Origin of the sequence: Candidatus Blastococcus massiliensis AP3 (assembly GCF_000582785.1) — a bacterium.
GTDB classification, from domain to species: domain Bacteria; phylum Actinomycetota; class Actinomycetes; order Mycobacteriales; family Geodermatophilaceae; genus Blastococcus; species Blastococcus massiliensis.
In genome coordinates this window covers 553,838-567,435 of sequence record NZ_HG931174.1, presented here as the reverse complement: position 1 = coordinate 567,435, position 13,598 = coordinate 553,838, and the positions used below count along the sequence as shown (strand labels likewise).

At 70.6% G+C, this 13,598-nt stretch carries 10 protein-coding genes; all 10 read left to right on the top strand.

Annotation, left to right across the window (positions count from 1 at the left end; all coding sequences use genetic code 11):
* The 10 genes from BN344_RS11180 (at position 1) to rpoB (ending at position 13,566) form a co-directional block, all read left to right on the top strand.
* Positions 1–870 carry an MlaE family ABC transporter permease gene (locus BN344_RS11180; RefSeq protein WP_051515802.1) on the top strand — a complete coding sequence of 290 codons (870 nt, stop codon included), beginning with the start codon at positions 1–3 and terminating at the stop codon, positions 868–870.
* Positions 871–877: 7 nt separating this feature from the next.
* A complete protein-coding gene (locus tag BN344_RS11175) occupies positions 878–2,251 on the top strand; it encodes an MCE family protein (protein ID WP_040338567.1) in 1,374 nt (457 codons plus the stop codon).
* Positions 2,248–3,312, top strand: a complete 1,065-nt coding sequence (locus BN344_RS11170; protein ID WP_081788554.1) for an MCE family protein — start codon at positions 2,248–2,250, stop codon at positions 3,310–3,312. The genes BN344_RS11175 and BN344_RS11170 overlap by 4 nt, the downstream gene beginning before the upstream one ends.
* Positions 3,312–4,334, top strand: a complete 1,023-nt coding sequence (locus BN344_RS11165) for an MCE family protein (protein ID WP_040339114.1) — start codon at positions 3,312–3,314, stop codon at positions 4,332–4,334. Before BN344_RS11170 ends, BN344_RS11165 begins: the two co-directional genes overlap by 1 nt.
* On the top strand, positions 4,334–5,578 hold the full coding sequence (locus BN344_RS11160) for an MCE family protein (RefSeq protein ID WP_040338566.1): 1,245 nt from the start codon (positions 4,334–4,336) through the stop codon (positions 5,576–5,578). Before BN344_RS11165 ends, BN344_RS11160 begins: the two co-directional genes overlap by 1 nt.
* Positions 5,575–6,858 carry an MCE family protein gene (locus tag BN344_RS11155; RefSeq protein ID WP_040338565.1) on the top strand — a complete coding sequence of 428 codons (1,284 nt, stop codon included), beginning with the start codon at positions 5,575–5,577 and terminating at the stop codon, positions 6,856–6,858. The genes BN344_RS11160 and BN344_RS11155 overlap by 4 nt, the downstream gene beginning before the upstream one ends.
* On the top strand, positions 6,855–8,129 hold the full coding sequence (locus tag BN344_RS11150; protein ID WP_051515800.1) for an MlaD family protein: 1,275 nt from the start codon (positions 6,855–6,857) through the stop codon (positions 8,127–8,129). The genes BN344_RS11155 and BN344_RS11150 overlap by 4 nt, the downstream gene beginning before the upstream one ends.
* Before the next feature lie 51 nt (positions 8,130–8,180).
* Positions 8,181–8,843, top strand: coding sequence for a hypothetical protein (locus BN344_RS11145; protein WP_040338564.1), 663 nt, complete (start codon positions 8,181–8,183; stop codon positions 8,841–8,843).
* Between the two features lie 91 nt (positions 8,844–8,934).
* Complete coding sequence (locus tag BN344_RS11140; protein WP_040338563.1) at positions 8,935–9,648, top strand: hypothetical protein; 714 nt, start codon at positions 8,935–8,937, stop codon at positions 9,646–9,648.
* 411 nt (positions 9,649–10,059) lie between these two features.
* Positions 10,060–13,566: a DNA-directed RNA polymerase subunit beta gene (gene rpoB, locus BN344_RS11135; RefSeq protein ID WP_040338562.1), complete on the top strand. Its 3,507-nt coding sequence runs from the start codon at positions 10,060–10,062 to the stop codon at positions 13,564–13,566.
* The last annotated feature ends 32 nt before the right edge of the window (positions 13,567–13,598 follow it).

Below are 13,598 nucleotides of genomic sequence, written 5' to 3'. Positions count from 1 at the left end.
ATGGCGCTGCTCTCACCGGTGGACCGGATCAAGGTCGGGACGCGGCGCGTCGTCCGCATGGTCTACAAGCGGCCGTTGGACACGCTCGAGGACCTCGGCGACCAGATGTCGTTCTACGCGCGGGCGTTGGCGTGGACCCCGCGCACGCTGCGGCGGTACAAGCGGGAGACCTTCCGGTTGCTCTCCGAGGTCACCTTCGGCAGCGGTGCGCTGGCGGTCATCGGCGGCACCGTCGGCGTCATCGCCGCCCTGTCCTTCTTCACCGGTTCCGCGGTCGGCCTCCAGGGCTATGCCGCGCTGGACCAGCTCGGGACGGCGGCGTTCACCGGCTTCCTCTCGGCGTACTTCAACACCCGCGAGATCGCCCCGCTCGTCGCGGGCGTGGCGCTGTCGGCCACGGTCGGCTGCGGGTTCACCGCGCAGATCGGCGCGATGCGGATCAACGAGGAGATCGACGCGCTCGAGGTGATGGGGGTGCCCTCGCTGCCCTTCCTCGTCACCACCCGGATCATCGCCGGGTTCATCGCCGTCATCCCGCTGTACGTGCTCGGCCTGCTCACCAGCTACTTCGCCACCCGGCTCATCGCGACCCAGGCCTACGGCCAGTCGGCGGGCACCTACGACCACTACTTCAACCTGTTCCTCCCACCGGAGGACGTGCTCTGGTCGTTCCTCAAAGTCCTCGTGTTCGCCGTCGTGGTCATCCTGACCCACTGCTACTACGGCTACCGGGCCGGCGGCGGTCCCGCCGGCGTGGGACTGGCCGTGGGCCGGGCCGTGCGGTTCTCGATCGTGGCGATCAACATCATCGACCTGTTCCTGTCCCTGGCCATCTGGGGCTCGACGACGACCGTCCGGATCGCGGGGTGATGCGGCCATGAGCGGGAGGATCCGTCGGCGTCTCCAGGGGGTGGCCTTCCTGGCTGTCCTCACCCTGCTGCTGGGGCTCGCGGTCGCCCAGTACAACAAGGTGTTCACCGAGGTGGCGATGGTGACGCTCGAGACCGAGACGGCGGGCAGCCAGCTGCAGCCCGCGTCGGACGTCAAGGTCCGCGGGGTCATCGTCGGCGAGGTCCGCGACGTCGCGGGCGACGCCGACGGGGCGACGCTCGAGCTCGCGATCGACCCCGACCACCTCGACCAGATCCCCGCCGACGTGACGGCGCGGCTGCTGCCGAAGACGCTCTTCGGCGAGCGCTACGTGTCCCTCGAGCTGCCCGAGCAGCCCTCCCGGGAACGGCTGGCCGACGGCGACGTCATCGGTCAGGACCGCAGCGAGAACGCCATCGAGCTCCAGCGCGTCATCGACAACACGCTGCCCCTGCTGCAGGCCGTCCACCCGGACGACCTGTCCTTCACCCTGGGGGCGGTCGCCGACGCGCTGCGCGGGCGGGGCGACGACCTGGGCGCCAACCTGGCCAGCGTCGGTGAGTACTTCGGGGAGATCAACACGGTGCTCCCCGAGCTGCAGGCCGACATCTCCGGGCTCGCGGACTTCGCCGAGACCTACGACGGCGCGGCCGACGACCTGCTCGCGGTCCTGGACAACCTCGCGGTCACGAACACGACGGTGGTCGACCAGGCCGAGCAGCTGCGCCGGACGTTCACGGTCGGCACCAGCTCGTCCAATGTCACGGCGGGATTCCTGGAGCGCAACGAGCGCAACCTGATCTCGGTCGCGGAGACCTCCCTCCCCGTCCTCGGCCTGTTCGCGGAGTACTCGCCGGTCTACCCGTGCCTGCTCGACGGGCTGGCGCGGTCGGTCCCGCGGATCGGCGAGACGTTCGGGGCCGACGGCGATCCCGCGCTGAACCTCAACATCGTGTTCACGCTGCCGCCGCGGAACGCCTACCAGCCCGGCGACCAGCCGATCTACGCCGACAACGCACCCCCGGACTGCCGCGGCCTGGACGACATCGACGGCGAGATCGCGCAGGCGGCAGCCGGCGAGTTCTACTGCCCCTACCCGCCGCTGGACGGCATCGAGAGCCCGGAGAGCGAGCTGCGCGACGAGCCGGCCTGCTACGCAGGGGGAGCCGATGACGGCGGGAACCCGGACAACGTCCCCCGGAACCGGGCGGGCGGCGTGGGCAACTCCCTGCCCGGCGCGCTACCGGGTTCGGCCGCCGAACTGGAGTTCGTGAAGAGCATCCTCGCCTACCACAGCGGTAGCGATCCCGAGGACGTCTCCGACAACGGGGCAGCCGTCCTGGCGCCCCTCCTGCGGGGGAAGACCGTGATGCTGCGATGAAGGACAAGCTGCGCGGTCTGGCCGCCCCGCTGGTCAAGCTGGCCGCCTTCGCCCTGGTGACCATCATGGCCTCGTACGCGCTGGTCGCGACCATCACCAACGCCGGCTACGGCGATCAGGTGGTCTACAAGGCCCAGTTCAGCGACGTCGCCGGGCTGGTCGAGGGCGACGAGGTGCGGATCGCCGGCGTCCGCGTCGGACAGGTCGTGGCGATCGCTCTCGAGGACGCGACCGACCGCCCCGTCGCCGAGGTGGATCTGGAGGTCGACGCCGACCTGCCCCTGCCGTCCAAGGTGGAGGCGACCATCAAGTTCCGGAATCTCGTCGGGCAGCGCTACATCTCCCTCACCGAGGGCGAGGGGTCGGGTGGCAGCACCCTCGAGGAGGGCGCGGTCATCCCGCTCGCCCAGACCACCAACGCCCTCGACCTCACCGTGCTGTTCGGCGGTTTCCAGCCGCTGCTGCAGGCGCTCTCACCGGCGGACGTCAACCGGGTGTCCTTCGAGATCATCCAGGTGTTCCAGGGCGAGGGCGGCACCATGGAGAGCCTGCTCGCGCACGTGGGCTCGCTGACCAACAGCCTCGCCGACCGCGACCGGGTGATCGGCAGCGTGATCGACAACCTCACGACCGTGATGGGCACGCTCGCCGACCGCGACCAGCAGCTGTCGGACCTGGTGGTCAGCCTCCAGCAGTTCGTCACCGGCCTGGCCGGAGATCGCGAGGCGATCTTCGACTCCCTCCAGACGATCGACGAGCTGGCCGTCTCGACCACCGACTTCCTCGAGGACGTCCGGGCTCCGCTGACCGCGGACATCCGCGCGCTGGGCGACCTGTCGGGCAACCTGGCCGACACCGGCGACCTCGTCGAGCGGTTCCTGCAGACGGCGCCGGTGAAGCTCGACCTGACCACCCGGACCGCCATCAACGGCAGCTGGTTCAACTTCTTCATGTGCAGCGCCGGCGGCACGGTCACCCTCCCCGGCAACCCGCTCGACCCGGCGCAGCAGCCGATCGCCCGGGAGTTCCAGTTCGAAAGCGGAGCGGAGGGGTGCGGCTGATGGCTCGCTCGTCGAACTTCCGCGACAAGAACCCGGTCGTCATCGGGGCGATCAGCATGACCGTGATCGCCGTCCTGGTGTACCTGGCGTTCAACGCGCAGTCCCTGCCGCTGATCGGCGGGGGCACGGTCTACAAGGCCCAGTTCTCCGAGGCCGCCGGCCTCAGGCCCGACGACGCGGTCCGGGTCGCCGGGGTGAAGGTCGGCTCGGTCGAGAGCATGGCGCTGGAGGACGGCGCGGTGACCGTCGAGCTCCGCATCAAGGACACCTTCGTCGGTGACCGGTCGGAGGCGGCGATCAAGATCGAGACGGTCCTCGGCGCCAAGTACGTCGCCCTCGTGCCGCGCGGAGCGGAGGCGCTGGATCCCGACGAGCGCATCCCGCTGGAGCGCACCGCCTCGCCGTACGACGTCGTGGAGGCGTTCGCCGACCTGTCGGCGACGGTCCAGCAGATCGACACCGGTCAGCTGGCGGCCAGCTTCGACGTGCTGTCGGAGACCTTCTCCGAGACCCCCGACGAGGTGCGCACCTCGCTGGAGGGGCTGGCCCGGCTGTCCGACACCATCGCCTCCCGGGACGCCGAGCTGCGGCAGCTGCTGTCGGCCACGCGGGACGTGACCCAGGTGCTGGCCGACCGCAACGGCGAGTTCACCCAGCTGATCCTGGACTCCAACACGCTGCTGACGGAGGTCCAGGAGCGTCGCGAGCTGATCGACTCGATCCTGACCAGCACGCAGGAGCTGGCCCGGCAGCTCTCGGGCCTGGTGGCCGACAACCGCGAGGTGCTCACCCCGGCGCTGCAGCAGCTGTCCCGGGTCACCGACATCCTGTCGCGCAACCGGGCCGCGCTCGCGGAGACGGTGCAGGAGCTCGCGCCCTTCGTCCGGGTGTTCACCAACGCGCTCGGCACCGGGCGCTGGTTCGACAGCTTCGTCAACGACCTGATCCCCTCCATCGTCGGCGCCGCCGTCTGCAGCGAGACAGAGACCCCGGTCACCGGATGCACCCCGGGAGGTCAGTGATGAGTGGCTCGCTGCAGCGCGCGGTGGCGATCGGCGCGGCCGTCGTCCTGCTCGTGGCGTTGGGATGGACGATCCTGCGCCCGGTCGGTCAGTACCGCGTGACGGCGTGGTTCACCGAGACGGTCGGCCTCTACCCGGGCTCGGACGTCCGGGTCCTGGGCATCGCCATCGGGACCGTCGACGACGTGGTCCCGATGGGCGACAAGGTCCGGGTGGACATGAGCATCGACGAGGACTACGACGTGCCGGCCGACGCCAACGCGATCGTCCTCGCGCCCTCCCTGGTCTCGGACAGGTACGTGCAGTTCTCGCCGGTGTACGACGGGGGGCCGACGATGGAGGACGGCGCGGAGGTGCCGCTGGAGCGCACCGGGATCCCGGTGGAGCTCGACGCCGTGTACGCCGCCCTCGACGAGCTGTCGGAGGCCCTCGGGCCGAACGGGGCCAACGCGGACGGCGCCCTGTCGGACCTGGTCGACGTCGGCGCGGCGAACCTCGAGGGCAACGGGGAGACGCTCAACCGCACCCTGACCGGCTTCTCGCAGGCCGTGGAGACGCTCGCGGAGAACCGCGACCACCTCTTCGACTCCCTGGACAACCTGCAGACGTTCACCTCGGCGCTGGCCCAGATCGACGTCCAGGTCGGCCAGTTCAACCAGAACATGGCCGCGGTGAGCCAGCTCCTGGCCGACGAGCGGGCGGACCTCCAGGAGGCGGTGTCCCTGCTCAGCGACGCGCTCGGCCAGGTCGCCGTCTTCGTCCGCGACAACACGAGCCTGCTGACCACCAACGTGAACCGGCTGGCCGACGTCACCCTCGTCCTGGTGCAGCAGCGGACCAAGCTCGCCGAGGTGCTGGACGTGGCACCCGCCGCGCTGGGCAACCTGGCGCGCGCCTACAACCCCGACTACGGGACCCTGGACACCCGCGACAACGGGTTGGGCGCGCTCAACGCCGAGGTCGTCGTCTGCGGAGCCCTGGCCCAGATCGGCCGGGTCGACCTCGAGCTCGACCTGCCCCTGCCCCTGCCCGACCCCACGGGCCCGGTGCGGGACGGCGTCAACGAGATCTGCGCCCGGCTGCTCTCCGGTGACGCCAACGCCGACGGGAGCCTGGACGACCTCAACGGCAACGGCATCCCCGACTACGAGGAGCTGCGGCAGGCACTCCTCGGCGGTGGGGGCGGCGGTGGTGCCGGTGGCGGGGGTCTGCTGCCCGGCGTCCTCCCGGTGGGTGCCCCGTGAACCGGCGAGTGCAGCGGGCCGGAGCCCTCGCGGCCGGCGTCCTCCTGCTCGGTGGCTGCGGCTTCCGGGGGGCGTCGTCGTTCAACCTGCCCGGTGGTGCCGACGTCGGTGACGACCCGTACACCGTCGAGGTGGAGTTCCTCGACGTGCTCGACCTCGTGCCGCAGTCCGGGGTGCGGGTCGCCGACGTGCCGGTCGGACGGGTGGACTCCATCGAGCTGGACGAGGAGGACTGGACCGCGGTCGTGACCATCACCGTCAACCGGGACGTCGAGCTCCCGGCCAACGCGGTGGCGGCCATCCAGCAGACCTCGCTCCTGGGCGAGAAGTTCGTCGAGCTGGCGCCTCCCGGCACGGAGGAGCCCCGGGGTCGCCTCGGCGACGACGCGCGCATCACCCTCGACCGCACCAACCGCAATGTCGAGGTCGAGGAGCTCCTCGGGGCGCTCTCGCTGGTCCTCAACGGCGGCGGGCTGGCCCAGCTGCAGACGATCAACCGCGAGCTCGGGGACGCCCTGGAGGGGCGCGAGGCCGAGATCAAGGACACGCTGAACCAGCTCGACACCTTCATCGGCGGGCTGGACGAGCAGCGCGCGGAGATCAACCGGGCCCTCGACCGCGCGAACGAACTGGCCATCACGCTCGCCGGCCGGACCGCCACCATCGAGAACGCGCTCGACACCATCGGGCCCGGCCTCGACGTCATCAACGAGCAGCGCGACCTGCTGGTCTCGATGCTGGAGGGGCTCGCCCGGCTCGGTGACGTGGGCACCCGCATCATCAACCAGTCCGCGGCCAACACCGTCGAGGACCTGAGGCTGCTCCAGCCGATCCTGACCCAGCTGGCGGCGGCAGGACCCAACCTCGGCCGGTCCCTGGAGCTCCTGCTGACCTACCCCTTCCCGGACAGCTCCCTGACGGCCCTGAACTACCGCCAGGCGCAGTCGGGTGGCGTCGCGCTCTTCGCGAACATGACGGCGACGGTCAACCTGGACCTGACCCAGCTGCTGTGCCGGTACGTCATCGACCAGGCCGGGGCCCTGATCGAGCTGCCGCTGCAGGACGCCATCGCCCAGGGCAAGTGCGGCAGCGAGCCCGGCGGGACGGCGGCGGGCGCCACCGGGGGAGGAGCGGACGACCCCCCCGGGACCGCGGCACCCGGGGGCGGCTTCTCGCTGCTCGAGCAGCTCGGTGGCGGCCGCGTCGTCGAGCAGCTGCCCGGCGGCGAGCTGCCCTCCGGTCCGGTGGGCACGCTGAACCTGGGTGAGGTGGGGCAGTGATCGCGCGGAGCACCAAGGTCAGGCTGGTCGCCTTCGTGACCCTCGCCGTGGTCGGCATGGCGTACCTCGGGTTCACCTACGTGGGGCTGGACCGCATCGTGCTGGGCGGCTCCTACGAGGTGTCCGCGGACTTCGAGGACTCCGGTGGCATCTTCGTCAACGCGGAGGTCACCTATCGCGGCGTCGCGGTGGGCCGCGTGACCGACATGAAGCTGGTCGACGACGGGGTCCGGGTCGTCCTGCGGATCGACCCGGACGCCGAGCCCATCCCCGCCGACACCGACGCGACGGTGGCGACCCGCAGCGCGGTGGGGGAGCAGTACGTCATCCTCCGGCCCGCCGGCGAGGGTGAGCCGTACCTCGAGGACGGCGCGGTCATCCCCCAGGAGCGGACCAGCATCCCGGTGCCGGTGGAGCAGATGCTGCTCCACCTCGACGGGCTCGTCGGGTCGCTGGACGAGGAGAACCTGCGGATCGTCGTCGAGGAGCTCGGCCGCGCGTTCGAGGGCGCGGGGGAGGACCTGGGTCGGCTCATCGACAACGGGGACCTGCTCCTCGCCCGCGCCCAGGAGTCCCTCCCGCGGACCCTGGACCTCATCGTCGACTCGCAGACCGTGCTGGACACCCAGCGGGAGAGCCGGTCGGCGATCCGTCAGTGGGCGTCCGACCTGCGGCTGTTCACCGACACGCTCGTGGACATGGACCCAGACCTGCGCGAGATCGTGGTCAACGCCCCGGATGCCGGGCAGTCGCTCCAGGACCTGGTGGACCAGGCCGGCCCGGGGCTCGGCTCGCTGGTGCGCAACCTCGACATCCTCAACGGCGTCCAGATCCCGCGGCTCGACGGCATCCGCCAGATGCTGGTGACCTATCCCGACGCGGTGACCGGCGGGTTCACCGTCGTCCGCCGGGACGCGGACGGGGTGCTGCGCTCCCACTTCGGCTTCGTGCTCAACGCCGGAGACCCGCACTCGTGCGTGAGCGGCTACGTGCCCAGCTCGAGCACACCCACGCAGGGGGCGGTCGAGAGCGTCAACACCGATGCGGTGCGGTGCGACGTCGTCAACGGCGTCGACCCGAACCCGGGCGACGAGGTCGACGAGAACGGCAGCAACATCCGCGGCGAGCAGAACATCGGACGGAGCGGTGGCCGCGGCTCGACCACGCCGGAGGAGGAGGCCGGTGGCAGCCTCCCGCCGCCGCCCGGCGGTCTCCCCAACCCCTTGCACGGGCTCTTCAAGACCACCCCCTTCGCGACCGTGACGGGCTGACCCCGGCATGCCTGCGGAACCGGCCGGTCGAGAACCAGGAGAATGACGCGAGTGACGAGCGACACGGAGGCGCGAACGCGCGACGAGGAGGGCGACGTGCCCTCCTCGGTCGGCGACGGGACGGACGAGCGCAACGCGCCGGCCGGCCAGGGGACGGAGGACCCGGGCACGGACGAGCCGGGCACGGGTGAGAAGGCGTCCGGCGAGGAAGCCGGCAGCGGGCGCACCCGCGGCCGGCTCACCCTTCCGCTGGTGCCGGTCCTCGGCGTCCTGCTGGTGCTGCTCCTCGCCGCGACGGCCTACCTGTGGTTCACCCGACCCGACGACTCCCCGGTGAGCACGGCCGACTACGCCTCGGCGCTGCAGGCGGCTCGGTCGGCCGTCGTCGACATCGCCTCCTTCGACCACCTGACCCTCGACGACGACCTCGAGCAGATCCGCCGGGTGACGACCGGCGACTTCACCGAGCAGGCCGTCGAGGAGTTCGAGGGGCAGCGCGAGAACATCACCCAGTTCGAGCTGGTGGCCAACACCGAGGTCATCGGGGCGGGGATCACCCGGGCCGACGAGAAGGAGGCCACGGTCATGCTGCTCGTCGCGGCGACGAGCGAGAACGCGGTCGAGCCGCGGCCGGTGATCGAGAAGTCGCGCATCCAGGTGACGCTGGAGAAGGTCGACGACCGCTGGCTGCTGTCCGGGATCTCGGGGCGGTGACCGGGAGATGACCGAGAACTCCGAGAACCGGCCCCGTCCCACGCCCCGGACGCGCGGCGGCGGCCCCGCTCGCCCCAGCCCGCGTCCCCGCGTGGCGGGCAGCCGCCGCGACCGCGACGACCCGGCCCCTGCCGGGGACGACCTGGCCCCCACCGAGGGAGCCGCGACGAGCGCCGCCCCGACCCCGGAGGCCTCGTCCCGCCCGGCGTCGTCGGCCCGGCCGCGCACCTCCCGTGCCGCGGGATCGTCGCCCGCCGGCACGACGACCACCGCCCGGCGCCGGGTGCCCGTCCTCGCCCTGACGCTCGCGCTCCTGTGCCTGATCACCGCGGCCGGTGCCGGGCTGCTGCTGTGGCAGCGGCTGAACCCGACCACGGTGAATCCCGAGATCTTCGCCGCCGCCCGCAACGGCGTCGAGGCGCTCTACGCCTACGACTACGAGGACTCCGAGGGCAGCATCCAGCGCAAGCTCGACGTCACCACCGGCGAACTGCGCGAGCAGCAGGAGCAGACGTGGCAGGACACGCTCGTCGACCAGTACGAGCAGGCGTCGGCCAAGGGCCGCTACGACGTGACCGACGTCGGCCTCCAGCAGGTCAACGAGGCCCAGGACACCGCAACCCTCGTCGTCTTCGGTGAACTGGTCGTCGAGTCGACGAACGCCGGGACCCAGCCGGCCCCGCCGGGCTCGGAGTGCCGGACCGCGACCGGCACGTCGGCCTGCATCTACACGCTGCGGGTCACGGTCGTCCAGGTCGACGGTGAGTGGAAGCTGAGCGAGGCCATCATCCTGAGCACCTCCTGACGGAGGACCGGGGCCTTCCACTCGCGGCGGGCCCCGCGGGGGACCACTCGGCGTGGCGGTGCCACGGGGGCCCCGCGGCTGGCATCATGGGGTCCGCACCGCCCCTGCCGGTCCGTCCCCGGACCGCGCCGCGACACCGTGTGGCACCGGTCGCACCGGTACCCCCGACGTGGACAGCGCGCAACAGCAGGGGTAGGGTCTCCTGTTGCGCTGCCCTCTGACTGCCTGCCCGCTGAGACGGGTCACGTCGGGTGCCCGGGAACCAACCGGGCGATCCCGCGTCGACCCTCGATCCGGGCGTTCGCGGCCGTCGCGGACAGCCTCGCCATTACCGACGACGACCCGGAGTCGACACCGCCGAACCCGCCCCGTTCACATTGGCACGTCGTGAGGTCCTTGGAAGGACGCATCTTGGCAGGCTCTCGCCCCACCAGCATCAACCCCAGCACCACCGAGTCCGGCACCACCCGCACCACCCCGGCCCCGCAGGACGGCCCCCGCACCGGCGAGGCCGACCAGGCGAAGATCCCCGGCGCTCCGCTGCGCGTCTCGTTCGCCAAGATCTCCGAGCCGCTCGCGGTCCCGGATCTGCTGGCGCTGCAGACGGCGTCGTTCGACTGGCTGATCGGCAGCCCCGAGTGGCGCGAGACGCTCTCGCCCGAGGAGCAGGCGGCTGCCGTCGGCGGCCTCGCCGAGATCCTCGAGGAGATCTCTCCGATCGAGGACTTCAGCGGCTCGATGTCGCTGTCCTTCTCCAACCCGCGCTTCGAGGACGTCAAGGCGTCCCTCGAGGAGTGCAAGGACAAGGACATGACCTACGCGGCGCCGCTGTTCGTCACCGCCGAGTTCATGAACAACACCACCGGCGAGATCAAGAGCCAGACGGTGTTCATGGGCGACTTCCCGATCATGACGAACAAGGGCACGTTCGTCATCAACGGCACCGAGCGCGTCGTCGTCTCCCAGCTGGTCCGCAGCCCCGGCGTCTACTTCGACAAGTCACTGGACAAGACCTCGGACAAGGACGTCTTCAGCGCCAAGGTCATCCCGAGCCGCGGTGCGTGGCTGGAGTTCGACGTCGACAAGCGCGACACCGTCGGTGTCCGCATCGATCGCAAGCGCCGCCAGCCGGTCACCGTGCTGCTCAAGGCGCTGGGCTGGACCGAGGACCGCATCCGCGAGCACTTCCAGTGGTCGCCGACGGTCCTGGCCACCCTGGAGAAGGACCACATCGCCGGGCAGGACGAGGCGCTGCTGGACATCTACCGCAAGCTCCGTCCGGGCGAGCCGCCGACGCGTGAGTCCGCCCAGGCGCTGCTGGAGAACCTCTTCTTCAACCCCAAGCGCTACGACCTCGCCAAGGTCGGCCGCTACAAGGTCAACAAGAAGCTGGGCGTCTCCGTGCCCCAGGGCACCAGCACGCTGACCGAGGACGACATCGTCGCCACCATCGAGTACGTCGTGCGTCTCCACGCCGGCGAGCCCGACCACGGGACCGACGACATCGACCACTTCGGCAACCGCCGCCTGCGCACCGTCGGCGAGCTGATCCAGAACCAGATCCGGGTCGGCCTCTCCCGCATGGAGCGCGTGGTCCGCGAGCGGATGACGACCCAGGACGTCGAGGCGATCACGCCGCAGACCCTGATCAACATCCGGCCGGTCGTCGCCTCCATCAAGGAGTTCTTCGGCACCAGCCAGCTGTCGCAGTTCATGGACCAGACCAACCCGCTCGCGGGCCTGACCCACAAGCGTCGCCTCTCGGCGCTGGGTCCGGGCGGTCTGTCGCGTGAGCGCGCCGGCATGGAGGTCCGCGACGTCCACCCGAGCCACTACGGCCGCATGTGCCCGATCGAGACGCCGGAAGGCCCGAACATCGGCCTGATCGGCTCGCTGTCCTCCTTCGGCCGGGTCAACGCCTTCGGCTTCATCGAGACGCCGTACCGCAAGGTCGAGAACGGTCAGGTCACCACCCAGATCGACTACCTGACCGCCGACGAGGAGGACCGCTTCGTCGTCGCGCAGGCCAACAGCCCGCTCGACGCGCAGGGCCGCCTCGCCGAGGAGCGCGTCCTGGTCCGCACCAAGGGTGGTGAGGTCGACTACCTCGCCCCCGAGAACGTGGACTACATGGACGTCTCGCCGCGGCAGATGACCTCGGTCGCGACGGCGATGATCCCGTTCCTCGAGCACGACGACGCCAACCGCGCGCTCATGGGCGCGAACATGCAGCGTCAGGCGGTGCCGCTGCTGCGCAGCGAGGCGCCGCTGGTCGGCACCGGCATGGAGCTGCGTGCCGCCGTCGACGCCGGTGACGTCGTCACCGCGGAGAAGGCCGGCGTGGTCGAGGACTCCACCGCTGACTACGTGACGGTCATGGCCGACGACGGCACCCGGCAGACCTACCGGCTGCTGAAGTTCCGCCGCTCGAACCAGGGCACCTCGATCAACCAGAGCCCCGTCGTGGACGAGGGGCAGCGGGTCGAGGTCGGTCAGGTCATCGCCGACGGGCCGTGCACCGACCAGGGCGAGATGGCGCTGGGCAAGAACCTGCTCGTCGCCTTCATGCCGTGGGAGGGCCACAACTACGAGGACGCGATCATCCTGTCGCAGCGCCTCGTGCAGGACGACGTCCTGTCCTCGATCCACATCGAGGAGTTCGAGGTCGACGCCCGCGACACCAAGCTCGGTGCCGAGGAGATCACCCGGGACATCCCGAACGTCTCCGAGGAGGTCCTCGCCGACCTCGACGAGCGCGGCATCATCCGCATCGGTGCCGAGGTCGTCCCCGGCGACATCCTCGTCGGCAAGGTCACGCCCAAGGGCGAGACCGAGCTGACCCCCGAGGAGCGGCTGCTGCGCGCGATCTTCGGCGAGAAGGCCCGCGAGGTCCGCGACACGTCGCTCAAGGTCAAGCACGGTGAGTCCGGCAAGGTCATCGGCGTCCGCGTGTTCTCCCGCGAGGACGGCGACGAGCTGCCCGCCGGCGTCAACGAGCTGATCCGGGTCTACGTCGCCCAGATGCGCAAGATCTCCGACGGCGACAAGCTCGCCGGACGCCACGGCAACAAGGGCGTCATCTCGAAGATCCTGCCGCAGGAGGACATGCCGTTCCTCGAGGACGGCACCCCGGTCGACATCGTCCTCAACCCGCTCGGTGTTCCCGGCCGCATGAACGTCGGCCAGGTCCTGGAGATGCACCTCGGGTGGATCGCCAAGCAGGGCTGGGACGTCGAGGGCACCCCGGAGTGGGCGGCCAACCTGCCCGAGGCGGCCAGGTCCGCGGCGCCGGGCACCCGCACCGCGACCCCGGTGTTCGACGGCGCCAAGGAGGACGAGCTCATCGGCCTCCTCGGCTCGACGACGCCGAACCGCGACGGCAACCGGATGGTCAAGGAGACGGGCAAGGCCCGGCTGCTCGACGGTCGTTCGGGGGAGCCCTTCCCCGAGCCGATTGCCGTGGGCTACGTCTACATCCTGAAGCTGCTGCACCTGGTCGACGACAAGATCCACGCCCGCTCGACCGGCCCGTACTCGATGATCACGCAGCAGCCGCTGGGTGGTAAGGCGCAGTTCGGTGGTCAGCGCTTCGGTGAGATGGAGTGCTGGGCGATGCAGGCCTACGGCGCGGCCTACGCGCTGCAGGAGCTGCTCACCATCAAGTCCGACGACATCCTCGGCCGCGTCAAGGTGTACGAGGCGATCGTCAAGGGCGAGAACATCCCCGAGCCGGGCATCCCCGAGTCGTTCAAGGTGCTGCTCAAGGAGCTCCAGTCGCTCTGCCTCAACGTCGAGGTGCTCTCCAGCGACGGCAACGCGATCGAGCTGCGCGACACCGACGACGAGGTCTTCCGGGCCGCGGAGGAGCTGGGCATCGACCTGTCCCGCCGCGAGCCCTCGTCCGTCGAAGACGTGTGATCGGTGGTCGGCCGGCCCTGAGCAGTCGGGGC

Bases quoted from the DNA above. Each gene is read 5' to 3' on its own strand.
- BN344_RS11165 (WP_040339114.1), top strand. From the start codon at position 3,312: ATGGCTCGCTCGTCGAACTTCCGCGACAAGAACCCGGTCGTCATCGGG.
- BN344_RS11170 (WP_081788554.1), top strand. From the start codon at position 2,248: ATGAAGGACAAGCTGCGCGGTCTGGCCGCCCCGCTGGTCAAGCTGGCC.
- BN344_RS11180 (WP_051515802.1), top strand. From the start codon at position 1: ATGGCGCTGCTCTCACCGGTGGACCGGATCAAGGTCGGGACGCGGCGC.
- BN344_RS11175 (WP_040338567.1), top strand. From the start codon at position 878: ATGAGCGGGAGGATCCGTCGGCGTCTCCAGGGGGTGGCCTTCCTGGCT.
- BN344_RS11160 (WP_040338566.1), top strand. From the start codon at position 4,334: ATGAGTGGCTCGCTGCAGCGCGCGGTGGCGATCGGCGCGGCCGTCGTC.